This window comes from Varibaculum sp. (assembly GCF_008661855.1).
GTDB lineage: Bacteria > Actinomycetota > Actinomycetes > Actinomycetales > Actinomycetaceae > Varibaculum > Varibaculum timonense_A.
In genome coordinates, this window is sequence record NZ_RPZY01000049.1 from 13,342 (window position 1) to 37,763 (window position 24,422).

The window sequence follows — 24,422 nt, forward strand, 5'->3', positions numbered from 1 at the left end:
ATTGGAGTTTGCCTCCGTTAAGATTCAGGGGAACAGCCCTAGTTTATGGTTTATCTGGCTTTTCTGAAAGTAGGCAGTTTGGACGAGGTTTTACAACTGGCACGGCGCGCTCTTGATACCTGCGGATTGCAGGATTGGGAGGTCGGGGTGGATCACGCCCGTCGTCGTGCAGGGGCGTGTCATTTTGCTGATAAACGAATCAGTTTTTCCCGCTACCTGATACCGCTTTATGACTGTGCTACTGCGCGGGAAGTCGTGTTACATGAGGTTGCTCACGCCCTGGTTGGGTCACGGGCGGGGCATGGTCGGCGCTGGCAGCAGGCAGTTAAAAATCTCGGAGGACGAGCTGAACGTACGTTACCCGCGACTGCGCCCTCCCTCCCCGCGCCCTGGATAGGGGTGTGTAAAGCCGGTCATCGCGTGGAGCGTTTCCGCACTCCCACTCGGGTTTTAGCCTGTTCGAAATGTTCTCGTGACTTTAAAGCAGAGAACATTTTCGCTTGGACGTGCCGGGGTGAAAAACCTAGGCATCATCCTGCTTACCTGCGAGAACTGCGAAAGATAGTTGGAAAACAATAGGTTCAAAACAAGATAGTGCGCAATACCCACTTCACTCTGTTTAACCCTTAAACTGAATGATGAAAGTGACAGGGCTGGTTTAAAGAGGAAGTATGGGCGGTCAGCAGAAGATAAGGGCTAATCTTGGGGCGGCGCCGTCTTCTGTCCAGAATCAGGCGATGTCTCCTGCAGTGCCTTCTGTCTCGGCATCTGCATATCCTTTACAAGTGGCAGGTACTATCGCTGGCTATCGCCTGTTGAAAGCCCTAGGGGCTGGCACGATGGGTGAAGTTTGGCAGGTAGCTGACCGGCAGGGGAACCTTTATGCCGCGAAGATTCTGCGCTCCAAACTAGCGATTAAACCGGGGATTGTGCAACGCTTCCGAATGGAAAAAGACCTGGTAACCGGGGTGCGGCATCAAAATATCGTGGAAGTGTATGACCTGATTCAAACCCCGGAATATATGGCAATCATCATGGAATATACCGATGGCGGGGATTTGGGGGAGCTGCTTAAACGTAAGGAAACGCTAACCCCTCTTGATGCCGTCTACTATTGCATGGGGATTGCTGCGGGTCTTTCCCTAATTCATCAAGCAGGAATTGTGCATCGTGACCTGAAACCCTCCAATATTTTGTTGAAGCAACAGGGGGGCTATCTAATCCCAAAAATCGCGGATTTTGGTTTAGCCAGGTGGATTGATCCTCGCTATGAAACCCAAACCACGAAACGTTCCGGCACGCCCTATTACATGGCTCCCGAAATGATTGAGGGCAAAGGGGTTAGCTCTAAAACTGATGTTTATTCCCTGGGGGTAATCCTTTACGAGTTGCTTTGTGGACTTACCCCCTTTAGAGGCTCCGTGGGAGAGGTATTAAACCATCAGTTCTACGATATGCCGGGAATGCTTCCGGGAATTCCCAGTGCCCTGTGGAATGTGATTACCCAAATGCTCGCAAAAGAAACTTCGGTGCGCCCTAGTGCCGCCCAGACCTACGACCTCTTGAAGTCGGTAATTGAAAAGGTGCGCCCCCTTCAGGCTCTGGAGGTTTTTACCGAACCTCCACCTGTGCAGCCATTAGCCGAGGTAGTGCGCGTTTCTCCTCCAGATGCGAAAACTTCACTTGCTTCTGTAAAGCCGATTATTCCCGCTCATAATGAGGCAGAAACGCAGTCGGGGCAGACGGCGCTCGGTCACCTTTCTGATTATCCGGTAGCGCCAGTAGTACCCGCAGGGCAAGCTGTCGCTTTACCTCCCGCAATCATGATTAATACTGACGAGGGCGTAGGGATGCTGGGAACAGCAATCCAGACGGACGGGGGAACCCCGGGGGAAACACAGCCGGTCGCGACCGGCGCAGGGGAATCTGTTTTTAAGCCTGAGGGGCTACCGGTAGCGGTTAGTAATTCGCGTGAAATCCCGCAAATCCCGCCCACTCCTGCGGTTTCTTCTTCGCGAGTTCCTTCTCCAGCAGTTCCCGCCCCAACCGGTTCTCCGTCGAATCTCTCCACTGGGAAAAGGTCGGGTGCGAAAACCGAAATTTTCGCTGGGATAGCGATTGGTTTAGGGGTAGGCACCCTAATCACCCTGATAGTTGTGGCTATTTTGCTATTGCTATAGGGGGGACAGTGTTACCTTTACCGTGCAGGTAAAACCGCTACTGGTCGCTTGAAAAGGGGATAAATCATGGTTGAGAAGCTACAGCTATGCAAAGGACGAACCCTGATTATATTGGGGATTGTGGTGTTTATTGCCGGGATTTTTGCCCCGCTTATTGGTCCTTGGGTTGCCAGTATCCCCAATAGCTACAACTACAATCCGGTACTGCATACCTTATTGCCGGGCTTGGGGACTTTAATTCAAATCCTTTTCCGGGTGGAAACCGGCATTATCTTGCTGGTCGGGGGGATTATCTTAGAACGTATCGATACCGGGCAAGCAAAGTAAACGCTAGTGGTGACTGTCTTTTAATAGTTTCGTAAGACGCTTCAAAGATACTTTTTCCCGAGTTCCCAGGGACTGCGCAAATATAGAAACCCGCAGCTCTTCCAGCAGCCCTCGTGCGCGCAATAATACTTCTACCTGGGAGAAATTCATCTCGGTAGCGGCGCTTTTTTCGAGTTTTCCGCGCGCGTCCTCCCAAATAGCTATCGCTTGCTGTTCTTGGCTATTGCCAGCGCTTTGACCTTGGTGGGCTTTTTGTAAACGGTTAAGTACCGCTTGCAGGTAGCGCCCTAAATCATAGAAATACTGGTTCAAGTCCCAAATGAAACCGGGATAAATCAGCTTTGATAGCTGGGCGCGCACCTGGGTTACATCTTCGATGGCACTGAGCGGAAAATGTTTAGACAGTGAAGAACCTAGCTCACGATATATTTCCCCAATCTTCGCCAACTCTTTAGAGAGGGCGTAAACTTCGTCCTCGAACCGGTCACGAAAATCCCTGGCAAGCTGGCTTAGAGCACCCTCGTCACGCACCATCCAGGTATCAACTTTTGCTTTCTTCAGGCAGGAAAGGGTCGCTAACAGCTCTAAATCTGTCAGTAAAACCGCTTTCTCGTAGGGTAACGCGGCAATGTTAAGCGCTAGATGTGCTGACCAGCGAGTTGAGATTCTTGCCGGAGGTAGGTGCAGCTGGGAACAAAGCAAACAGGCAACCCCAAAGTGGTGGGCGATTTTGGCCGGTTCGGGCGTATCAAATAGCGCTACCCGCACCGGAAAACTTGCCTTGCGATTATCGGTAGTTGAGTCTTTTCGTCCGGGAATAGATTTGTGATTGGTCGCTGACTGACCGGCATTTTGTGGCTCATAGCGGTTGGTTAATGAACCAGAAAAGAGGGATAGCCCAAAGGGACGAGGAAGGCGCTGCGGCAGTAAGCCCGGGAAAGCCCTACCAGGCACCCCGCCAACAGCAGTGGTTATCTCAGCAGGTAAAACCGCGTCTTGGTTGCGTATTTGCGGCCAAGTGTGAGCATAATCTGTTTCCGGGAAACGCTGCTTGGAAGCCTTAGTCGCTTCCTGATTGCTACGCCTCGTTCGGGAATGGACAGGGTTTTTCTGTCTGCTTTCGGCTTTGCTTACCTGCGAGAGCGCTTCCCGGATTACCTGTTTGCGGGCAGCGCGCCCTTTTTTACCGTAGCGCTTCTGCAGTTTTTCGAGGTCGCGAGAATATATTTGCTCTTTCCCTACGCGCAGCGCAAAGCGAATCCGCAAATGGGCGGGCAAGGTGGTGATCGCCTGGGAAAAATCTTGCTCGGTTACCTCCACGGCGCGCAGCTGGTCAAGAGCCGCGATGAAAAGCGAAGCCAGCGGACGGGAGGGGGCAGTTTGATGGTTATTGTTTGCGGATTTTGCTTGATTGCGGTGGCTATCTTTTTCACCGGTGCTCGCAGCGCTAGCGGCAGCGGCGGGGGTGCGGTCTTTTGAGGCGTCGGTGTTTTTCTCGCGCCCTGCGCTATTGGCAGACACTGGCGGAGCTGTACCTGCCGCGTTGCCGGCGCTTCCTCGACTCTGAGACTGATTATTGCTGCTACCAGTATTTTTAATGTCAGTGTCAATCCCTGCCCAAGCCGCTAGGCGTCCCAGAGAAGCCTGTAACGCTTCCTCTTGTTTAATCTGCACCGGGGTAGGCTCGGGGCTTTCGGCGGCGCCAGCATCAGCCGGGGGATTGGCCAGTTCCCGCTCAATCCACGCGCTTACTTCCGTCCCCACCTGCGGGGCAGGAACTAACTGGCGGCGCACCGCTTTCGGTAACGCCCGAATCAGCGCGGTGAACAGCTCTGGCCATAGCCCCGGCACTGTCCATTGAAACTCTTGCGGATTAAGGTAGGGCAGCTGTTCCAAGCTAACCTGGCAGGTAATGCCATCTTCTTCCTTTCCGGGCGCAAACTGATATTGCAGGGGCAAACTAAACTCTGCCCCCACCCAGTGGTCAGGGAAACCCGAAGTGGAAAGCTGGGTGAGTTTGCCCGCCAGATTGGTTTGGCTTCCAATCGATTTATCTGCGGCTTCACCGCTGGAATAGTTGCGGGGAGCGCAAGCGGTAGCAGCAGACGGCAACAACACGTCCTCGGGATAATCCAAAATATGGGGGTCATCTTGACGTTTGAACCAGGCCGCAAAAGTTCCCGGATTGGTTACCTCTTTGCCCAAGCGGGCAGCGAAGAATGCCGCCAAAGCGTCCTCGCCGGCAACCATTCCGGCTTGGCGGGTACGTTGCTCAACTTCTAGGGCGCGCTGCAGTAGCTTTTCATTGCGTTTCAAGAAGGGATAGTTTAAGGGGGTATTCCCTCTGACCAGCGCATTAGTGATAAAGAGGGCGCGCGCCCACTCCCGGGCTGTTTGCGGACTTTGCTCGCCGGGCAGGTCAAGATTAGCTGCTACCGGCGATAGCGCAGGCATCTCTCGATTGCCCAGGCGGGACAGGGGAACCGGCACATCAGCGGCAATCGTGAGGCCATATAGGGTAATGCGCTCCGGCACCATCGCGGTACCTTTCCGGCTCGACCAATACGGCTCCCCATAAGAACGTTTCACCAGGTGTTTTCCCGCATGAATAATCCAGTCAGGATTAACCCGGGCAACGTTGCGGGCAAAAAGCCGGGAGGTTTCCACCAGTTCGGCAGCCATTACCCAATCGAAAGTGCGGTTTGAGAGCCCAGAACCAGGCCAAATCGTGAAGCGAGCGCCACGCGGCGCCAGGTATTGTTTGGCACGCTGATCCCAGTTGCCAATCCCCGAAAGCATTCCGACCAGCAGAGAACGGTGAATCGCGTCCGTGTCAGAATGCTTGGAAGTCAGGCTTTGACAAGCCGCAATCAGGTCTCGGGATTCCGGGTCTACCTGGTAGCTTGAGCGGGAGGGTTTCGCCAAGGGGCGGGCACTGATTCCCAATTCTTTTAAAAGCTGCCGCAGTTGGTGGGTAAGGTCTTGCCATTCTCTAGTGCGCAAGTAATGTAAAAACTCGCGCTGGCACATTTTTCGAAAAGCGCTCCCGGACAGGTCACGGGATTGGGTGCGCAGGTAGCGCCAAAGATTCAGGTAAGTCAGGAAGTCAGAACTGGTATCTAGGAAACGCGAATGCGTCAGGTCTGCGGCTTCTTGGTGCTCTATAGGGCGCAGGCGCACATCTTGCATCGACAGCGCCGAAACTATTACTAGCGCCTCCGATACGCATCCGCGTCGCTCCGCCTCTAGCAGCATTCTCCCCAGTCGGGGGTCAATCGGTAACTTGGCGAGGCGTTGGCCCAGCTTGGTGAGGCGATATCCCTCGGCTTTTTCGCTCCGCTCCGAAAGAGCCCCCAATTCGTAAAGCAACTGCTCCCCGTCACGGACCTGCCGAGGATCCGGGGCATCAATAAAGGGAAAATTGGCTACTTTCCCCAGGTTTAGCGAGGCCATCGCCAAAATCACCGAAGCTAGGGAAGTACGCAATATCTCGGGTTCAGTAAAACGCGGGCGTGCCAGGAAGTTTTCTTCCGAATACAGACGGATACAAATCCCCTCGCTAATCCGCCCGCAACGCCCCGCCCGCTGGCGGGCACTGGCTTGGGATACTTCCTCGATCGGTAGGCGCTGTACTTTAGTGCGCTGAGAATAGCGAGAAATCCGCGCCAGACCAGGGTCAATCACATATTTAATACCCGGTACGGTTAGCGAAGTTTCCGCCACATTGGTGGCCAGTACAATCCGCGGATAAGGGTGCGGGGCAAAAACTCGTTGCTGTTCTGCCGGGGATAATCGCGCAAATAGCGGCAGGATTTCTACTGCTCCCGGAGTGTTTGTACGCTCGCCGGCGCGCACATATCGCGAACCTAGATGCGCGGCGAGGGCGGCCTCGGTGTCTCGAATATCGCGTTCACCCGCCAAAAACACCAAAATATCCCCGGACTCGCCAGCAAAAAGTTCATCAACCGCCTGGCAGATTCCCTCGGTTTGGTCTTTCGCTTCACCGCGGGCGCTTCCCGATTTCTGCTTGTTAAAAAGGTTCTTGCGGTTCTCCCCTGGGGTTTCCTCTTCTCCTACTTCGTCCTCATCCCCGCTATCCGAGCCATCCAGAGGGCGGTAACGTATCTCAACCGGGTAGGTGCGACCAGATACCTCAATAATCGGCACCGGGGAAGAGGGGCGAGAAAAATGCTCAGCAAAACGCTGAGAATCAATAGTTGCCGAGGTGATAATGACTTTCAAATCCGGGCGGCGTGGCAACAGGCGCGCCAAATACCCCAAAATAAAATCAATGTTCAGGGAGCGTTCGTGGGCTTCATCCACAATGATAGTGTCATAGCGTTTCAGCAGGGGATCGGTGCGGATTTCCGCGAGCAAAATCCCGTCCGTCATTAACTTCACCATGGTTTTGCTAGAGACCACATCGGTAAAACGCACCTGGAAGCCGATGGTTTTACCCAGCTCTTCCCCCAGTTCACTGGCAATCCGGGTAGCCACCGAGCGAGCAGCAATCCGGCGCGGCTGCGTGTGTCCGATGAGGGCGCCGCGTCCTCTTCCCAGCTCTAGGCAGATTTTTGGTAGCTGGGTAGTTTTCCCGGAACCCGTTTCCCCGGAAACCACTACCACCTGGTTATTCTTGATAGCGGCGGCGATTTCTTGCCGCCGGGCACTTACTGGAAGTTCGGTGGGAAAACTTATTTGAGCAGGCGCATTATTTAAGGTTTTCGCGTGACGGCGGGCAGGATGCTTCGTTTCCTTATCGGTTTTTTCGGCTCGCATAGGGCGCTTATCCTGTTTGCTAGCTGCGTGCTGCTCGCTCATCACCCTCCTTTACCTCTGAGCAAAGTCTAGCGGTTATCGAGCCGCTGTCACTATTGCAAGCTGCTAACTGCGATAAAGTAGAGACCTTGAATAGGTAATATCCGCTCAGTGGAGGCAGCGAGATAAAACATGAGTGTGGAATACGATTTCGATGTCATCATCGTAGGTGGCGGCGTCGCCGGAACGGTATGTGCCTACCTTTTAGCAAAACAGGGTCACCAGGTCTTATTGATTGAGCGCGGCTCGGAAGTGGGGGCTAAGAACCTGTCGGGCGGGGTGTTTTACTGCCAGGTAATGAACCAGATTTTCCCCGACTTTATTGAAAAAGCCCCAGTTGAACGGAAAATCACCAAGAACATTTTGTCCTTCCTGAACCCCACCTCCGCGGTCAATCTGGATTATTGGGATCAGCGTCTCGCAGAGCCGGTAAACGCGGTCAGTGTTCTGCGCGCCAAACTTGACCCTTGGCTCGCGGAGCAGGCAGAAGCAGCCGGTGCCACCATTATGCCGGGTATGAAAGTTGATGAACTGGTGCGCGAGGACGGCAAATTCTGTGGGGTGCGCGCAGGGGAAGACACGGTTTACGGCAAAATAATCGTGGCAGCAGACGGGGTAAACTCGTTCCTCGCGCAATACGCTGGGATTCGCCCTAAAGAACCGCTGGGTCACCTCGGGGTGGGGGTGAAATCAGTTATCCAGTTAGGGGAAGAAACCCTTAAAGAACGCTTTAACCTGCAAGAGGGCGAGGGCGCAGCCTATCAAATGGTAGGGGACTGCACCCAGGGGGTAGCTGGCGGGGGCTTCCTGTATACCAATCGCGACTCGGTTTCTATCGGGATCGTGGCGATGCTAGATGACCTGAAGAAAAAACAGCTATCCTCCTCTGAACTGCATGATCATTTCTTGCAGCACCCCTTCATCGAGCCGCTCCTGCGCGGAGGAAAGCTGCTGGAATACGGCTGTCACCTGGTAGCCGAAGGCGGAAAGACTATGCAACACGGCTTGGTTCACGATGGACTGGTGCTAATCGGGGACGCCGCCGGGTTTACGCTCAACACCGGGTTCACGATTCGGGGAATGGATTTGGCGGCCGGATCTGCCCAAGCCGCTGCCAGCGCCATTGATGCCGCGCTTAAAGCGGAAAACTATAGCGCGCCCTCATTAAATAAATATCTGGAAAACTACCAGTCCACTTTCGTGGGCAAAGATATGGAAACTTTCGCGCGAGCTCCGCAGTTCCTACACAATCAGGAACTATATGGCCAGGTAGGCCAGCTCGCCGCGGACGCCCTCCACGGAGTCTATAACCTGGATACCACCCCGCGAAAACGCTTATTACCGGTGGCGCGGACAGCGTTAAAGAAATCCCCGCTAAACCTGCGCCGCCTGGTGAAGCTCGGTTTACAAGCAGTGAGGTCGATTTAAAATGACTGATTACCTTCCCGAATCCGTATCTGAGAGACTTAGCGCCAATATTTATGAGGTTGACGAAGAAGAATCCCATATCGCAATCGACCAAGAACTAGCGAAAGCCACGGGCGCAGGCAAACTATTAGAACGAGTTTGCCCCGCTCATGTCTATACCGCCCGCGAGGACGGATCAGTCGATATCGAATACGCCGCCTGCCTAGAATGTGGTACCTGCCTGGCAGTAGCTCCTCCTGGGGTGCTCAAATGGCATTACCCGCGCTCTATGATGGGCATTAGTTACCGCCAGGGCTAAGTGCTATTTATTTGGAAGTCCCCCTCGGAAGTCTCCCCTAGAAACAAAAAATAAATATCCTTAAAGATATGAGCACTGCTATGCAAGTCCGCCGAGCTGAAAGCGCGCGCGATATGTTAGATATCTTTGCGATTCGTCGCGCCGTTTTTAATGGAGAACAAGGCATATCGCTTGATAGAGAAATAGATGACACAGATTTCGCTTCCGGAACCATTCATTTTCTGGGAGAGGACGCCTCCGGAGCGATTGCTGTCGGCAGAATCTCCCCGCCTCACATCGGGATTCCCGCAGATATTTCCGCCATGTTCCCAGGGATAGCACGCGACACTTTGCTGGGAAAACTGGGACGTTTCGCGGTGCTGAGCTCTGCTCGCGGATGCGGTAACGGTAAAGAGCTGGTGCGCGGGGCAGAGCGGTTAGCGCTCAACAGTTGGGTTCGCTCCGCCGGGAATGTGTCCCTGCTTTTACAGGTAGCAGCCCAAGTGCCGGTAATCGGGTTCTATCAAAAGCTTGGTTACCGGCTAGTTACTTCTCGCGACCCCTACCTGGATGCTGGAATCGAACACCGTGACCTGGTGAAGCTGGTGGAGCCGCAGGCCAGTGTGGTGCAGTTTCCCGGCCGCTGGCTATAGGCTGCGCGGGGGATTGGTTTTATCCGAGTGGGTGCGGTGGGTTGCTACCTGTTGTGTCCCGGTGCGGGGCTGGCTCGGTAAAAGCACTCCGGGGACCCCGTGACCGGCTACGCCGGTCAAGCCCCTCTCGTATCTTTTACCGGCCGCGCCCCTTGCTTTCCTTGCTTATCCCTCGGCATATACCCGTCCTCGCACCTGTCTGGACGAAACTATCTCCGGTCTTTCTAATCGTTACTCCCATACCTTCTTAGCGGTTGCACCCTTGTGATTTGAAATTTTTTCTTTTTGCGTGAATCTGTCTTGGGGTGCTTAGTGGGTTCCTTGCGAAGTCTTATGTCTCAGCGTCTTTGGTGGGTTTGGTATTAGCGAGCGGGGAGCCTAGGTTTTATCCGAGTGGGTGCGGTGGGCATAAGAATTTGGAAAATGTCGCTACGTTTTCCAAATTTCTTGGGCGGGAGGAAAAACCTAGGCTCCCCGCCTGTTTTGGGTGACGTTTTCGCCCTCCCGGTGCAGTTGCGCCCTCCCGAAATGGGAATTGTGGTCAATATGGAGGCTCTTTGGCGGCATTGGGAGGGCGGTTTTGTCTCGGGAGGGCGAAAATGGTGCACTAGGGGTCGTGGTTGCCTGGAGATGTGTCTGAAAGCTGCCGGTGCGGGGGTGGTTTTATGCCGAGGGGTTGGCTTCGGGCGTTAAATCCGTGAAAATGCGAGAGCATTTTCCGGATTTCGGGGCGCGAGGCAAAAACCGCCCTCGCCCTTCTTGTCGGTGCTTACACATCCCTTACCGGTTCCGCCCTTTTGGGTGACGTTTCCGCCCTCCTGGTGCGGTTGCGCCCTCCCGAGATGGCAATTGTGGTCGTAATGGGGGCGTTTTGCCGGTATTGGGAGGGTAGTTTTGTCTCGGGAGGGTGAAAACGGCGCGTATGCCTGGAATCAGGAGGGTGAAAATGGCGCGTAATGTTGCCTACCCAAGCAATGCTACAAATAGCAAAGGAAATAGCAATAAGTGTTGGTGTTTTTGGAAATCTTTTAGGCAGAAGCCTGCTTCTTTGCGTAGCGGTAGCCCCATAGCGCAATAGCGACAAAGATAACCAGCCCAACTAGGGAGGACACTCCTGACCAGGAATCAGGTACTATTGCCAGCGGCTCTCCGCTGCCAGTACCTCCCACAATCGCGGCATAAACCACGCCCCACAGGCTTTCCCCTACGATTAACCCGGTAGCCAGCAAAGTTCCCATTCGCGAAGCCGCCTGTGGATTCTTCCTGGTTTTAGCCCAGCGGTTAAAGAGAACTCCGCAGGTAGCGCCAACCGGAATCAGAATCGTTAATGTAATCGGCAGGTACATTCCCATCCCGACTGCAATCGGGGGCAGGGAATAGCGAGAAGTCAGGTGCTTTAGCAGTTCATCAATGACGATTATTGTCACTCCGATTACAGCGCCTAATCCCAGCAGACTCCAGTCAATATCGCCTCCAAATACCCCTTTGGTAAGTTCAGCAATCAGAGAGGCTTGCGGAGCAGCCAGCGCATTCTTGTCCGCGCCAGGCGCTCCCTGGAAACCGAAAGCCGTGTTCATCAGCTGTAACACCGGTGGAATGATTAAAGAGCCGAAACCTACCCCTATTATCAATGCTACCTGCTGTTTCCAAGGGGTAGAGTTCACCAATTGACCGGTTTTAAGGTCTTGTAAGTTGTCGTTAGAAATAGTGGCAATACCAAATATGATTGCCGCCGTGAACAGGGTGTAGGCGACAAGAGTCTTGGGGTCAGCATCTGCTGGAGTCGCTAGTTTAATTACCAGAGCCGTCAGAATCGCCACCAAGATTCCCACCCCAGAAACCGGGCTGTTTGACGAACCTATCAGTCCCGCCATATAACCACAGACGCTGGCAACTGCCAGCCCCAGTGCCAAAATAAACACGATTGACAAGAAAATTAGTCCACCCGTGTGATGCTCTAAGGAACTGCCCCGCAAAAATAGCCACAATAGAACCCCGATAGGAATCATTAAAGCCAAGGTGATACCGATAACCCAAGAAGCGGGCAGGTCTCGTTCTTGCGGGGGGAGAGTGAATCCACTTTTACGTTTACGAGACGCGCTAATGGATTCGCGCATTCCTTGAAAAATCGGTCCAATGATTTTTAGGAACGTCCAGATAGCAGCAATGGCGATGGTGCCCGCGCCTACGAAACGTACATCGGAGGCAAAAATTCCGTGCACGCCCTCGGCAATATCCCCACTGCCGAGCTGACCAGAAGAAAAGTAGGGTAGCAGCATCCCATAGCTGATTACCATGCCGCAAATCATGGCGATACCGACACCCAGGCCTACCAAATGTCCAATCCCGATAAGTGCCAATGACAAGCTAGTTCCCACCATAGTGCCTCCCGCTCCCACTTTAAATGCGGTGGTGACAGAGGAAAGCGCGACTTTAAGATTAGTGAGCAGACTGAAAAATGCGGAAGAAATAGCTCCCCAAACAATCACATGCAGACCGCGGCGGTTGTCAGCTGCTCCTTGGCTGGTGTCGCCCACTTTTAGGACTTCCGCCGCCGCTACTCCCTCGGGAAAAGCAAGGTCAGAACCGGTTACGCGGGCGCGCCGCAAGGGAATAGAATACGTCACCCCCAAAATCCCGCCCAGGGCGCATAAGAGGGCAGTAGTCCAATAGGGGAAGCCGCTCCACCAGCCGACCATAATCAGACCGGGCAGGACGAAAATAATTGCCGATAAAGTGCCAGCCGCCGAAGCAATGGTCTGTACAATGTTGTTTTCTTGCACGGTATGGTCTTTGAAATACCGCAGAATCGCCATGGAAATAACTGCCGCCGGAATCGAGGTGGCAAATGTCAGCCCCACCTTTAACCCCAGGTAGACATTGGCGGCAGTGAAAATTAAGGTGATGATTCCCCCGATAATCACTCCGCGAATAGTTAATTCTTTTACTGCTGTTTTAGATTCTGTTGTCATTTAATATGCGTTCTCCTACCTGGAATACATGAAAAGGATACGACCGAACAGGACTATTGGAAAATCCTAGAATCAAATTTATTAGTAAAGATATAGATAAAAGTTATTAAAATCGTCCTTCGTGGGGAGACAGTAACACTATACTGACAGATGTTCCTGCTCGAACACTTTTAACGGCATGAAAGCTTGAGCAGTGAAAGAATAATGAAGTTCTGAGAAGAGGGGGAGGGAATGATCCGCCCGATATTATTAACACCTACTGAGGTGACAACCCTGATTGAACCAAAGTTATATGACTATTTCCCGATAGTTATCTACTTTGCTTTCGTAGTGGCCGTAGGGTTCATGATGAAACGAAAAGCCAGTTCATCTGACGAATTCTTGACTGGTGGGCGTTCGTTACCGGCCTGGGTTACCGGTCTGGCTTTCGTCTCCGCGAACCTGGGCGCAGTTGAAATCATGGGTATGAGCGCGAACGGCGCCCAGTATGGTCTGCCCACTTTTCACTATTTCTGGCTGGGTGCGATTCCGGCAATGCTGTTCCTTGGCATCGTGATGATGCCGTTCTACTATGGCTCGAAGGTTCGCTCGGTTCCCGAATTTATGCTTAAACGTTACGGGAAAGCCGCCCACCTAATTAATGGGCTTTCCTTCGCCCTCGCGCAGCTGCTAATCGCCGGTGTAAACCTGTATCTGCTAGGTAAAATCGTCAATGGGATGCTGGGAATCCCGTTATGGATTTCTCTGATTATTGCCGCGCTAATCGTGCTGACCTATATCAGTATCGGAGGTCTAGCAGCTGCTATTTATAACGAGGTACTCCAGTTCTTCGTAATCGTGGCGGCGCTACTGCCAGTAACCCTCATTGGTCTGTACCGCGTAGGTGGCTATCAAGGGCTAACTGAAAAAATTACTAAATGGGCTACGCAAGCTACTGCTGCCTCCTATCAAGATCCAAATAACCAGCTCCATTCATGGCCGGGAACCTTACTCTCGGGCTTTAACTCCCCGGTACTTTCCGTATTCGGTCTAGTCATGGGGCTAGGGTTTGTTTTGGCTTTCGGTTATTGGACAACTAACTTCGTTGAAGTGCAAAGGGCAATGGCCTCAGATTCTATTGCTGCCGCTCAAAAGACCCCGATTATTGGGACTTTCGTTAAAATGTTTGTTCCTTTCATCGTGATTATCCCCGGTATGGTTGCCGGGGTATTGATTCCTGAAATCGTGAAATTAAAGGGCGGACCAGACTATATGGCAGTAGGCGAGGAAGCGCTCGCGAACCTATCTTCACACGTCCCGGCGGGTTATGAAGTCAGCTATAACGATGCCATGCTGCTAATGATGCGGGATTTGCTACCTAATGGTTTGCTAGGTTTGGCGATTGCCGGTTTGCTCGCTTCCTTTATGGCGGGAATGGCGGCGAACGTATCTGCCTTTAACACTGTGTTCACAGTCGATATTTATGAAGCCTATTTCAAACCGAATGAATCCGATGAGCACTATCTGAAAGTGGGGCGCAACGCCACTATCGTGGCGTGTACAGTAGCGGTATTTACTGCGTTGATTGCCTCCCTGTATCCGAACATTATGGATTTGCTGCAACAGCTGTTCTCTATGTTCAACGCACCCCTGTTTGCTTCTTTCATTATCGGTATGCTCTGGAAGCGGGCAACCCCCTCTGGTGGTTGGACCGGTTTGCTGTTCGGTACTTTAGCAGCGCTATTTGTCAATGTTTTGTGCTGGAATGAGATTTTGGTTCTACCCGGTCAAGGTCAAGCATTTATCGCGGCTGGTGCCGCTTTCGTGGTCGGTGTCCTCGTGAATGTGGTGGTGTCGGTGTTCACCAAGCCCAAGGAATACGCTGAGTTGGAGGGCTTCGTCTGGTCGCTTACACCTAAAGAACGCCGCATTGATCCGAATCTTCACAAGTTGCCACTACTTCGCCGTCCGATTCCGCTGGCGATTGTGGCAGCTGTTTTGGTAATCGTCTTGAATTCGGTGTTCCACTAGGGGAGGTAAATTGTTATGAAACGAAAGATTCATCCTTACGATATTCGGATTATTTGCGGTCTGGTACTGGGCATTATTGGGGTTTTCCTGATTGTCTGTGGGCTTTTGATTGAACCCGCTACGGTTCCTGACTATGTTGCCAATAATCTGGAGGGAATAAATAACACCCCGATTAATGCCAATATGTATTCTGGTGTGGGGCTACTGATTACTTCCCTGGTTTTCTTGGCGTGGACTTGGTTTAATCCCAGTGCCGGTATGGGGCATCCGGATGAAGAAACTAAACATGTACACGAAAATGCAGATTCGGGACAGACACATAAGTAATCAGTTTGCTTAATCCGCAAAGAGCGAGCACGCAATGTAGGCTTAGATAATGGTTGCGTGCTCGCTCTTTGAGAACTGGTGAAAAGTCGGGCACTAATTTTTGCTGGGTTTGTCATGGCTGATTGGCCAACGGTAGCTAAAGGAACTAGATGATGCAGGATTTAAAAGTTGCTCAGGTGCAGCGGGCAGTTGAAAACTTTCGGGTTAAAGGCGATTTCCTAACCGCTAACCCTTACGGCTCGGGACACATCAACGAGACTTTATTGGCCAAATGTCGCCTAGAGGACGGCAGCGAACTGCCACTGACGTTGCAGCGTATTAATACCGATATTTTTACTAATCCCGTGCAGTTAATGGAAAACATTGCGGCAGTTACCGAGTTTTTACGGGAACGTATCCAACAGGAGGGCGGTGACCCAGATCGGGAGACATTGCGAATAATCCGCACTTTTGACGGCTATCCTTGTTACCGCGATCCGGACGGGAACTGGTGGCGGATGTACAGCTATATAGACAATGCTTTCACCTTAGATTTGATTGAGAATCCGCAGGATTTTTATCAGTCTGGTATAGCTTTCGGCAGTTTTCAGCGTCGCCTGGCTGATTTTCCAGCAGATTCTTTACACGAAGTAATTCCGCGCTTCCATGACACTATTGATCGCTTCTCTCAGTTCGAGGACGCGATAGCTCTTGATCCACTAGGGCGAGTCAGCCAGGTTAGGGAAGATATTGATTTTTATCGCCGATACGAGCATTTGGCGCACGCATTTGCCGATTTGCAAGCAGCTGGAAAGCTGCCCTTGCGGGTAACCCATAACGATACCAAGCTCAACAATGTACTGATAGATGCGGACACCGGTAAAGCTATCGCGGTCATTGACTTGGATACCGTGATGCCGGGACTGGCAATGAATGATTTTGGGGATTCCATTCGTTTCGGAGCCTCTACTGGCGCGGAGGACGAAACTGACCTCACTAAAGTGTCGTGTTCTATGGAGCTGTTTGCGGCGTTTACTAAAGGCTTCTTGGAGGGGCTGCAAGGAAGCCTAACTGATTTAGAGATTGAGTTGTTGCCTTTGGGTGCTCAGGTGATGACCTATGAATGCGGGATGCGGTTTTTGACTGACTATCTGCTGGGGGATAACTATTTTAAGATTCATCGCCCGCAACACAACTTAGATAGGGCTCGTACCCAGGAGAAATTAGTTGCGGATATGGATGATAAGTTCTCCCAGATGCAACAGATTGTTGAAGAATATGCCTCTAGCGCGGGGAATCTTGGCTGAAAATCAAGGATTTCTAATCGACTCTGTCCTCCTGTTTACCGTCTAGGTAGCGTCTGTTGGAGACGCCTTCCTCCCCGCAAACCCCTAGGACGTGGGGAAATAAGTGGTAAAGCCCCTCCTTTAGGCTAGGGGAATTAGGAAGGACGTAGGATAGCGAAGGGGTCGGTTACCTGTAGGGTCTGTTTCGTGAAACGATAACGCCGGGCGGGTCGCCCTCCTTTACTGCCGGGGCGTTCTTGCTGGCCGGTGGGGATAAGCTGTCCGCGCCGACTAAGTACCCGCTGTAGATTCGTAGGTGAAACTTCCCGCCCCAGGGCTGCCCGATAAATGTTTGTTAGCTCGGCGATAGTGAAATCCGGGGGAGCTAAAGCAAACGCTATATTGGTATAGGAGAGTTTCGCGCGTAGCCTATCTGCGCCCTCGCCAATAATATCGGCATGGTCGTAGGCCATTTCTGGAAGCTGATTGAGGCTTATCCAGCGGGCGTGAGCGGGAAGTGTGGTATTGATTCCGGCGGGAACCAGCCCTAAATAGGCGGTGGCTACGGTGCGTTGGCTGGGGTCGCGGCGGGCGTCGGAACGGGTGCCAATCTGTTCCATATAGGACAGGGCGCCAATGTCCATTTTCTGTGATAGATGTCGAAAAGCGCTGGCTCCCAGGGTTTCTTCTGGCTCTAGCGGACCGGAGGGGAGGGCGTACATTCCCTGAAAGGGGGGATGGGAGCGGCGGGCAACTAATACCTGTAGACACGGTGGTCTGGGGGTGTTTAGGGCGCTGATAGGGTTTTCGCATTGATCGTCTGGGTGAGTGCGAACCTGTAAGACCACAGCTAGTGCCTCGTGGCGATAAACGGCGACTCCATTTGAATCTCGAGGTTGTGTTCTCACAAAGTCTTATGGTAGCTTAAATCCAGTTTTCGACTAATAGGCGAAAACTGGATTGTGGGAAATAGACAAAGGGAAATCCGAGATGAAACAACGCATAAAAGGCTGGTTATCGCTATTTTTTATTGATGCTATGACCGGGATGGCTCACGGTCTATTTGCATCTTTGATTATCGGAACCATCATGGTGCAAGTTGGAGGTTTTATCCCGGGAATAATCGGTAAAACCCTGGTGTTAATCGGGTCAGTTGCCTCCGTACTTACCGGTGCGGGAATCGGCATCGGCGTTGCTCATCGGTTAAAAGCCTCAACCTTTGTAGTAGTAGGTACCGGATTAGCCGGAATGATAGGGGCGCACGCCGCCAAAATTTTAAATGGCGGAATCGTTGAGGGAATCAGTATGCATTTGCAAGGTCCCGGAGAGCCCTTAGGAGCATTCATAGCTTCCTTTGTGGCAGTCGAGTTTGGTCTTTTGGTCTCGGGTAAAACTCCGGTAGATATTTTGGTAACCCCCTTTGTGACCGTCACCTCGGGAGCAATTATCGGCTTGCTGATTGGCCCGGGTATTTCGCGGTTAATGACCGGTCTGGGAGCCATCATCAACTGGGGGACTGAGCGACAACCATTCCTTATGGGAATCATCGTGGCAGTGCTAATGGGCATGATTTTAACCCTCCCGATTTCTTCCGCAGCGTTAGGAATAGTGCTTGGTTTGTCGGGGCTAGCTGCCGGGGCTGCTACCGTAGGGTGCAGCGCCCAAATGGTAGGTTTTGCAGTCGCGTCCTATCGAGAAAATAAGGTTTCCGGTCTGATCTCGCAGGGTATCGGCACTTCTATGCTGCAAGTCCCCAATATTATGCGCCATCCCTTGATCTGGATTCCTCCCACCCTGGCTTCTGCGATACTCGGACCTATCGCCACCATGGTGTTCAAAATGGAGTCAAATGCGGCTGGCTCGGGAATGGGGACTTCTGGTTTAGTGGGGCAGATTATGACTTGGAATGTTATGGGAGCTACTACTTCAGCGCCGGCACTATTAGGCATGATTTTGCTACTACATTTCCTAGCCCCGGCTGCTTTGTCTTTACTTTTCGCAGAACTTATGCGTAAAAAAGGCTGGATTAAAGCCGGCGATATGCTGCTTGAAAAATAGTTTCCCCTGCTCGCCCTAATAAAAACTTAGAATTCGTCCTCGGGAAAATCTCGAAAAGGGATAGCTAGCTAAAGCGCTGTGCGTCCAGATTGAACCCCGGGGAAAATCAGTTTTCGCCACTTCGCTAAACTAAGTCCTAAGAGCAGACAATAGCTAGTGGCAAGCGGGAAGGATTCCCCTTTGCCGTAAGGGAAAGGATAATCGTGGGCGATATTATTGATGAACTTCAGTGGAGAGGCCTACTGGCTCAGCATACTGACCTGCAGAAACTGCGTTCTAGCCTAGCTGGTGGAGCGGTTACTTTCTATTGCGGTTTCGACCCTACTGCTCCCTCTTTACATCACGGGCATCTGGTGCAGTTAATCATGATGCGACACCTGCAAAATGCGGGACACCGTCCTCTTGCCCTGGTAGGGGGAGCAACCGGATTGATTGGGGATCCGCGAATGACTGCTGAGCGGCAGCTGCAACCCAAAGAGGTAGTTGCTACCTGGGTTGAGCGCCTACGTGCGCAAATTAGCCACTTCCTTGATTTTGAGGGCGGTAATCCCGCAGTCATGGTCAATAACATGGATTGGATTCAAAATCTTAGCGCGATTGGACTTTTGCGTGACCTGGGCAAGAATTTCCGAATGGGAACTATGCTCGCTAAGGACGCCGTAGCCCGCAGGCTTAATTCCTCCGAAGGTATTTCCTATACCGAGTTCAGTTACCAGATTCTCCAGGCCTACGATTTCTTGGAACTATACCGTCGCTATGGCTGCACTCTAGAAACCGGTGGGAATGATCAATGGGGCAACCTGGTTGGCGGTATGGATCTAATCCACAAGGTCGAGGGCAAAGATGTCCATGTGATGACGACTCCGCTCATCACTAAGGCCGATGGCTCGAAGTTCGGCAAATCTGAGGGCGGGGCAATTTGGCTTGACCCCGAAATGCTGTCTCCCTACGAGTTCTACCAGTTCTGGCTGGGAGCCGAGGACGCAGATGTTGTCCGCTTCTTGAAGGTATTTACTTTCTTGTCTCGAGACGAGATTGAGGCGCTGGCGCAAGAGGTAGTAGAGCGCCCCCATAAGCGACAAGCTCAAAAGGCTCTGGCCGGTGAGGTTACCCGTCTGGTACACGGGCAAAAAGCTCTTGACCAGGTGATTGCGGCGACTGAAGCCCTATGGGGTGGAGGTGACCTGCAGAAAGTAGATGGCGCAACCCTAAAGGGAGCAACTGCCCATTTACCGGCTGCTACCGTAGAAATCGGCAAGACTAATTTAGTAGATTTGCTGATAGAAGCAGGTTTCGAGAAGGGGCGCGGCGCGGCGATTCGTACAATTAAGAACGGCGGAGCCTACCTAAACAATCAAAAGGTTACGGACCCGGATAGGGTGATTGTTCGCGAGGACGTGCTTCCGGGTTCGCTGGTGCTGTTTAGGAAAGGGAAGAGGAACCTAGCGGCCGCTCACCTGCATGAATAGGTGTAAAACTTGGGTGTGTGGCAGCTCACCGCTTCTCAGTTTGAAGTTTTAGTTCTCCGCTGTGTAAGTTATTACCTGTTGCCCCGGCAAAGAACTTCGGTTCTGGCTCAGTGGGCGGGATTGTTTGACCTAGTATTTACAGATTGAAAAAGTCTTTATGGCTTGATTCACTTTCTAAAAACTTGAAAGTTGAAAATAAAATCTGTTAGACTGAGACTCGCGCGTTTTTCGCGCAGAACCCTTTACTGATTGTTTTTGGTTGGTTTGTGGTTTGGTTGTTTGTGTTCTCGATAGTTGTGTTTTTTTTGTTTTGTTTGTGTGGGATTGACTGGGTTGCCTGCTGTTTTTGGTGGGTGGTTTGGTTTTTTCTGTTTTTTGTTTTTTTGATGCTGATGATTTTGGAACGTTTTGTTTTTTGATTGTTGGTGTTTGTTTTTGCTGGATTGTTTTCTGGCTTGAACCATTTTGGTTTGGCTCTTTTTGGGTTGGATCGTTTTTTGGCCTGCTGTTTTTGGTGGGTTTTGTTTTTGGTTTTTGTTGGAGAGTTTGATCCTGGCTCAGGATGAACGCTGGCGGCGTGCTTAACACATGCAAGTCGAACGGGATCCGAGGGTGCTTGCACCTTTGGTGAGAGTGGCGAACGGGTGAGTAACACGTGAGTAACCTGTCCTTTTCTTTGGGATAAGCTCCTGAAAGGGTGTTTAATACCTTATGTTCCGTCTTCTCCGCATGGGGTTGGTGGGAAAGATTTGTTTCGGTAAAGGGTGGGCTCGCGGTCTATCAGCTTGTTGGTGGGGTGATGGCTTACCAAGGCTTTGACGGGTAGCCGGCCTGAGAGGGTGGGCGGTCACATTGGGACTGAGATACGGCCCAGACTCCTGCGGGAGGCAGCAGTGGGGGATATTGCACAATGGGCGCAAGCCTGATGCAGCGACGCCGCGTGGGGGATGAAGGCCTTCGGGTTGTAAACTTCTTTTGCTCTGAACAAGGCGCACTATTGGGTGTGTTGAGTGTAGGGGTTGATTAGCGCCGGCTAACTACGTGCCAGCAGCCGCGGTAATACGTAGGGCGCGAGCGTTATCCGGAATTATTGGGCGTAAAGGGCTTGTAGGTGGCTGGTTGCGTCTGTCGTGAAAGCTCATGGCTTAACTGTGGGTTTGCGGTGGGTACGGGCTGGCTTGAGTGCAGTAGGGGAGACTGGAATTCCTGGTGTAGCGGTGGAATGCGCAGATATCAGGAGGAATACCGGTGGCGAAGGCGGGTCTCTGGGCTGTTACTGACGCTGAGGAGCGAAAGCGTGGGGAGCGAACAGGATTAGATACCCTGGTAGTCCATGCTGTAAACGTTGGGAACTGGGTGTGGGGGGCTTTTTTGTCTTCTGCGTCGTAGCTAACGCGTTAAGTTCCCCGCCTGGGGAGTACGGTCGCAAGGCTAAAACTCAAAGGAATTGACGGGGGCCCGCACAAGCGGCGGAGCATGCGGATTAATTCGATGCAACGCGAAGAACCTTACCAAGGCTTGACATGCACTGGACCGATCCAGAGATGGGTTTTCCTTTTTGGCTGGTGTGCAGGTGGTGCATGGTTGTCGTCAGCTCGTGTCGTGAGATGTTGGGTTAAGTCCCGCAACGAGCGCAACCCTTGTCCTATGTTGCCAGCAAGTTGTGTTGGGGACTCGTGGGAGACTGCCGGGGTTAACTCGGAGGAAGGTGGGGATGACGTCAAATCTTCATGCCCCTTATGTCTTGGGCTTCACGCATGCTACATTGGCGTCTACAAAGGGTTGCGATACCGTAAGGTGGGGCGAATCTCTTAAAGGGCGTCTTGGTTCGGATCGGGGTCTGCAACTCGGCCCCGTGAAGGTGGAGTCGCTAGTAATCGCAGATCAGCAACGCTGCGGTGAATACGTTCTCGGGCCTTGTACACACCGCCCGTCACGTCACGAAAGTTGGTAACACTCGAAGCTTGTGGCCTAACTCTTTTTGAGGGGGAGCGGGTTAAGGTGGGGCTAGCGATTGGGACGAAGTCGTAACAAGGTAGCCGTACCGGAAGGTGCGGCTGGATCACCTCCTTTCTAGGGAGATTATTGTTTATTATTGCGCAAATGGAACGGGAAAACACTTTCCCCCAGGGCTTTGGGGTTTTGGGGGGCTATCGGGTATAGGAACAATCAGGCTTTTTGTTGGGTTTGTTTGTTTGACTCATTGGCTTTCAAAGGGTTTACATTCTTTGGGTTTTTTGGGTTGGTTGTTTGTTTTTTGGAGAGTGGATGTGAGTGTCTTTGTGATGCTTTGTTTTTTGTAGAGAATCTTGTTCGCGGTCACCCATTTTTTGGGTGATGGTGTTTTTTGTTTATTGGTTTGTTTTTTGTTTTGAGCGTTTGGTGGATGCCTTGGCATCGTGTGCCGATGAAGGACGTTGTGGCTGGCGATAGCCTCGGGGAGTTAGCGAGCGTGCGTTGATCCGGGGGTTTCCGAATGGGGTAACCTAACCATAGTTGTGTGTGGTTGGCGCGCATTGAAGTTTTGATAGGTGCGTGTTGGTAGGGTGGGAAGTGAAACATCTTAGTACCGCCTTTTGTGAGATAGTCCGTGTGTAGTGGTGAGCGATAGCGGGTGTTGGCTAAACCGTTTGCGTGTGATACTCGGCAGGGGTTGCGCGGGCGGTGTTGTGGGACGAAGTCGTTGAGAATCTGCCGGTTCTTGGAGCGTTTTTGCATGTGAGAGGTGAACGGGTTGGGATGCCTGGCCGTAGACCGTGATAGTCGGGTAGCTGGTTTTGCATGCATGGCGTTGGGTTTTGTTCCCGAGTAGCGCGAGGCTCGTGGAATCTCGTGTGAATCTGCCCAGACCATTGGGTAAGCCTGGACGGGCATGGTGACCGATAGTGGATTAGTACCGTGAGGGAATGGTGAAAAGTACCCCGGGAGGGGAGTGAAATAGTTCCTGAAACCAAGCGTTTTTAAGCCGTCAGAGCCATGGAGCCTTCGGGCTGGTGTGGTGGTGGCGTGCCTATTGAAGAATGAGCCTGCGAGTTATGTTGCGTGGCGAGGTTAACCCGTTGTGGGGTAGTCGTAGGGAAACCGAGTCCTGGGGGCGTTTTAGTTGCGTGGCATAGACCCGAAGCGGGGTGATCTACCCATGGCCAGGTTGAAGCGGCGGTAGAACGTCGTGGAGGACCGCACCCACCAGGGTTGAAAACCTGGGGGATGAGCTGTGGGTAGGGGTGAAAGGCCAATCAAACTCCGTGATAGCTGGTTCTCCCCGAAATGCATTTAGGTGCAGCGTTGTGTGTTGCCTGGTGGAGGTAGAGCTACTGGATGGCCGATGGGCCCTATGGGTTACTGACGTCAGCCAAACTCCGAATGCCATTAGGTTGAGCATGGCAGTGAGACTGCGGGGGATAAGCTTCGTAGTCGAGAGGGAAACAGCCCAGATCATCAGCTAAGGCCCCTAAGTGTGCGCTAAGTGGGAAAGGATGTGAGATCGCGGTGACAACCAGGAGGTTGGCTTAGAAGCAGCCATCCTTGAAAGAGTGCGTAATAGCTCACTGGTCAAGTGGTTTCGCGCCGACAATGTAGCGGGGCTTAAGCGTACCGCCGAAGCTGTGGCACTCACACATGAAAGAGCCTGGGCAGGGGACCTGCCTAAGGTTGTGTGGGTGGGTAGGGGAGCGTCCTGCGTGCGGTGAAGCCTGCTGGGAACGGTTGGTGGAGCGTGTGGGAGTGAGAATGCAGGCATGAGTAACGAATGGCGGGTGAGAATCCCGTCCGCCGATTGACTAAGGGTTCCAGGGCTAGGTTTATCCGCCCTGGGTTAGTCGGGTCCTAAGGCGAGGCCGACAGGCGTAGTCGATGGACAACCAGTTGATATTCTGGTACCGCGTTGTGACCGCCAAATACTGAAGCTTTTATGCTAACCACCCGCATCCGGGCTGTTCATTCCTTCGGGTTTGATGAGCCTGGGTGTTGTGGGATCCTGATTGTTGTAGGTAAGCGTGTTAACAGGGGTGACACAGGAAGGTAGCTGCCGCGCACCGATGGTTGTGTGTGTCTAAGGTTGTGGCCCGTCTGCCAGGTAAATCCGGTAGGCATGTAGGGTGAGGACTGATGGGGGTGCCCTTTTGGGGTGTCTGGTGGTGATCCTAAGCTGTCAAGAAAAGCCTCGACGTGAGGGCATGACGCGCCCGTACCCTAAACCGACTCAGGTGGTCAGGTAGAGTATACCGAGGCGTTCGAGTGAATCATGGTTAAGGAACTCGGCAAAATTCCTCCGTAACTTCGGGATAAGGAGGACCCTGTGACGTCCCCCCTTTTCTGGGTGTGTGCGTTGTGGGGTCGCAGAGAATAGGGAGAAGCGACTGTTTATCAAAAACACAGGTGCGTGCGAAGTCGTAAGACGATGTATACGCACTGACGCCTGCCCGGTGCTGGAAGGTTAAGAGGAAGGCTCAACCACCCTCGGGTGGTGAAGGCTTGAATTTAAGCCCCAGTAAACGGCGGTGGTAACTATAACCATCCTAAGGTAGCGAAATTCCTTGTCGGGTAAGTTCCGACCTGCACGAATGGCGTAACGACTTCCCCACTGTCTCGACCAGGAGCTCGGCGAAATTGCAGTACGAGTAAAGATGCTCGTTAAGC

General features: G+C 52.4%; 15 protein-coding genes and 2 rRNA genes. 13 read left to right on the plus strand and 4 right to left on the minus strand.

Going from position 1 to position 24,422, the window contains the following annotated elements:
• The first annotated feature begins 45 nt into the window (after positions 1–45).
• The 3 genes from QZT94_RS05870 to QZT94_RS05880 all read left to right on the plus strand — a co-directional run bounded on the left by QZT94_RS05870 (position 46) and on the right by QZT94_RS05880 (position 2,507).
• On the plus strand, positions 46–579 hold the full coding sequence (locus QZT94_RS05870) for a SprT-like domain-containing protein (protein ID WP_296761091.1): 534 nt from the start codon (positions 46–48) through the stop codon (positions 577–579).
• 92 nt (positions 580–671) lie between these two features.
• A complete protein-coding gene (locus tag QZT94_RS05875) occupies positions 672–2,180 on the plus strand; it encodes a serine/threonine-protein kinase (protein ID WP_296761089.1) in 1,509 nt (502 codons plus the stop codon).
• Between the two features lie 66 nt (positions 2,181–2,246).
• Positions 2,247–2,507, plus strand: coding sequence for a hypothetical protein (locus tag QZT94_RS05880; RefSeq protein ID WP_296761088.1), 261 nt, complete (start codon positions 2,247–2,249; stop codon positions 2,505–2,507).
• Positions 2,508–2,510: 3 nt separating this feature from the next.
• Here the strand turns inward: QZT94_RS05880 and hrpA are convergent, their stop codons facing one another.
• Positions 2,511–7,328, minus strand: coding sequence for an ATP-dependent RNA helicase HrpA (hrpA, locus tag QZT94_RS05885; RefSeq protein WP_296773276.1), 4,818 nt, complete (start codon positions 7,326–7,328; stop codon positions 2,511–2,513).
• A gap of 129 nt (positions 7,329–7,457) precedes the next feature.
• Here hrpA and QZT94_RS05890 point away from each other — a divergent pair, with 129 nt between their 5' ends.
• The 3 genes from QZT94_RS05890 to QZT94_RS05900 all read left to right on the plus strand — a co-directional run bounded on the left by QZT94_RS05890 (position 7,458) and on the right by QZT94_RS05900 (position 9,683).
• Positions 7,458–8,753, plus strand: a complete 1,296-nt coding sequence (locus QZT94_RS05890) for an FAD-dependent oxidoreductase (RefSeq protein WP_296761085.1) — start codon at positions 7,458–7,460, stop codon at positions 8,751–8,753.
• Between the two features lies 1 nt (position 8,754).
• Entirely contained in the window at positions 8,755–9,051 is a 297-nt protein-coding gene (locus QZT94_RS05895; RefSeq protein WP_296761083.1) for a 4Fe-4S dicluster domain-containing protein, read from the plus strand.
• 68 nt (positions 9,052–9,119) lie between these two features.
• Entirely contained in the window at positions 9,120–9,683 is a 564-nt protein-coding gene (locus QZT94_RS05900) for a GNAT family N-acetyltransferase (RefSeq protein ID WP_296773277.1), read from the plus strand.
• A 1,028-nt stretch (positions 9,684–10,711) separates the two neighbouring features.
• Here the strand turns inward: QZT94_RS05900 and QZT94_RS05905 are convergent.
• The gene (locus tag QZT94_RS05905; protein ID WP_296773278.1) at positions 10,712–12,655 is read right to left on the minus strand and encodes an oligopeptide transporter, OPT family; all 1,944 of its coding nucleotides are present in this window, start codon (positions 12,653–12,655) and stop codon (positions 10,712–10,714) included.
• 231 nt (positions 12,656–12,886) lie between these two features.
• On the opposite strand from QZT94_RS05905, the gene QZT94_RS05910 reads away from it, so the two are divergent.
• From QZT94_RS05910 to QZT94_RS05920, 3 genes are all read left to right on the plus strand, one after another.
• On the plus strand, positions 12,887–14,665 hold the full coding sequence (locus tag QZT94_RS05910) for a sodium:solute symporter family protein (RefSeq protein ID WP_296761078.1): 1,779 nt from the start codon (positions 12,887–12,889) through the stop codon (positions 14,663–14,665).
• A gap of 15 nt (positions 14,666–14,680) precedes the next feature.
• Positions 14,681–14,992, plus strand: coding sequence for a hypothetical protein (locus QZT94_RS05915; RefSeq protein WP_072510732.1), 312 nt, complete (start codon positions 14,681–14,683; stop codon positions 14,990–14,992).
• A gap of 149 nt (positions 14,993–15,141) precedes the next feature.
• The gene (locus QZT94_RS05920) at positions 15,142–16,278 is read left to right on the plus strand and encodes an aminoglycoside phosphotransferase family protein (protein ID WP_296761076.1); all 1,137 of its coding nucleotides are present in this window, start codon (positions 15,142–15,144) and stop codon (positions 16,276–16,278) included.
• Positions 16,279–16,412: 134 nt separating this feature from the next.
• Here QZT94_RS05920 and QZT94_RS05925 read toward each other — a convergent pair whose 3' ends face one another.
• Positions 16,413–17,165, minus strand: coding sequence for an NUDIX domain-containing protein (locus tag QZT94_RS05925; RefSeq protein WP_296761075.1), 753 nt, complete (start codon positions 17,163–17,165; stop codon positions 16,413–16,415).
• Between the two features lie 82 nt (positions 17,166–17,247).
• Here QZT94_RS05925 and QZT94_RS05930 point away from each other — a divergent pair, with 82 nt between their 5' ends.
• Together QZT94_RS05930 and tyrS are read left to right on the plus strand one after the other, a co-directional pair.
• Positions 17,248–18,315: a PTS sugar transporter subunit IIC gene (locus QZT94_RS05930; protein ID WP_296761073.1), complete on the plus strand. Its 1,068-nt coding sequence runs from the start codon at positions 17,248–17,250 to the stop codon at positions 18,313–18,315.
• Positions 18,316–18,518: 203 nt separating this feature from the next.
• Positions 18,519–19,784: a tyrosine--tRNA ligase gene (gene tyrS, locus QZT94_RS05935; protein WP_296761072.1), complete on the plus strand. Its 1,266-nt coding sequence runs from the start codon at positions 18,519–18,521 to the stop codon at positions 19,782–19,784.
• A gap of 242 nt (positions 19,785–20,026) precedes the next feature.
• Here tyrS and QZT94_RS05940 read toward each other — a convergent pair whose 3' ends face one another.
• Positions 20,027–20,248: a hypothetical protein gene (locus QZT94_RS05940; RefSeq protein ID WP_296761070.1), complete on the minus strand. Its 222-nt coding sequence runs from the start codon at positions 20,246–20,248 to the stop codon at positions 20,027–20,029.
• Positions 20,249–20,318: 70 nt separating this feature from the next.
• Here QZT94_RS05940 and QZT94_RS05945 point away from each other — a divergent pair.
• Positions 20,319–21,857: ribosomal RNA gene (locus QZT94_RS05945) — 16S ribosomal RNA — on the plus strand.
• A 286-nt stretch (positions 21,858–22,143) separates the two neighbouring features.
• Positions 22,144–24,422: ribosomal RNA gene (locus QZT94_RS05950) — 23S ribosomal RNA — on the plus strand; the annotation flags it as partial.

Bases quoted from the DNA above. Each gene is read 5' to 3' on its own strand.
- QZT94_RS05930 (WP_296761073.1), top strand. From the start codon at position 17,248: ATGAAACAACGCATAAAAGGCTGGTTATCGCTATTTTTTATTGATGCT.
- QZT94_RS05900 (WP_296773277.1), top strand. From the start codon at position 9,120: ATGAGCACTGCTATGCAAGTCCGCCGAGCTGAAAGCGCGCGCGATATG.
- QZT94_RS05870 (WP_296761091.1), top strand. From the start codon at position 46: ATGGTTTATCTGGCTTTTCTGAAAGTAGGCAGTTTGGACGAGGTTTTA.
- QZT94_RS05920 (WP_296761076.1), top strand. From the start codon at position 15,142: ATGATGCAGGATTTAAAAGTTGCTCAGGTGCAGCGGGCAGTTGAAAAC.
- QZT94_RS05915 (WP_072510732.1), top strand. From the start codon at position 14,681: ATGAAACGAAAGATTCATCCTTACGATATTCGGATTATTTGCGGTCTG.
- QZT94_RS05875 (WP_296761089.1), top strand. From the start codon at position 672: ATGGGCGGTCAGCAGAAGATAAGGGCTAATCTTGGGGCGGCGCCGTCT.
- QZT94_RS05940 (WP_296761070.1), bottom strand. From the start codon at position 20,248: ATGGTTCAAGCCAGAAAACAATCCAGCAAAAACAAACACCAACAATCA.
- hrpA (WP_296773276.1), bottom strand. From the start codon at position 7,328: ATGAGCGAGCAGCACGCAGCTAGCAAACAGGATAAGCGCCCTATGCGA.
- QZT94_RS05905 (WP_296773278.1), bottom strand. From the start codon at position 12,655: ATGACAACAGAATCTAAAACAGCAGTAAAAGAATTAACTATTCGCGGA.
- QZT94_RS05895 (WP_296761083.1), top strand. From the start codon at position 8,755: ATGACTGATTACCTTCCCGAATCCGTATCTGAGAGACTTAGCGCCAAT.
- QZT94_RS05890 (WP_296761085.1), top strand. From the start codon at position 7,458: ATGAGTGTGGAATACGATTTCGATGTCATCATCGTAGGTGGCGGCGTC.
- QZT94_RS05910 (WP_296761078.1), top strand. From the start codon at position 12,887: ATGATCCGCCCGATATTATTAACACCTACTGAGGTGACAACCCTGATT.
- QZT94_RS05880 (WP_296761088.1), top strand. From the start codon at position 2,247: ATGGTTGAGAAGCTACAGCTATGCAAAGGACGAACCCTGATTATATTG.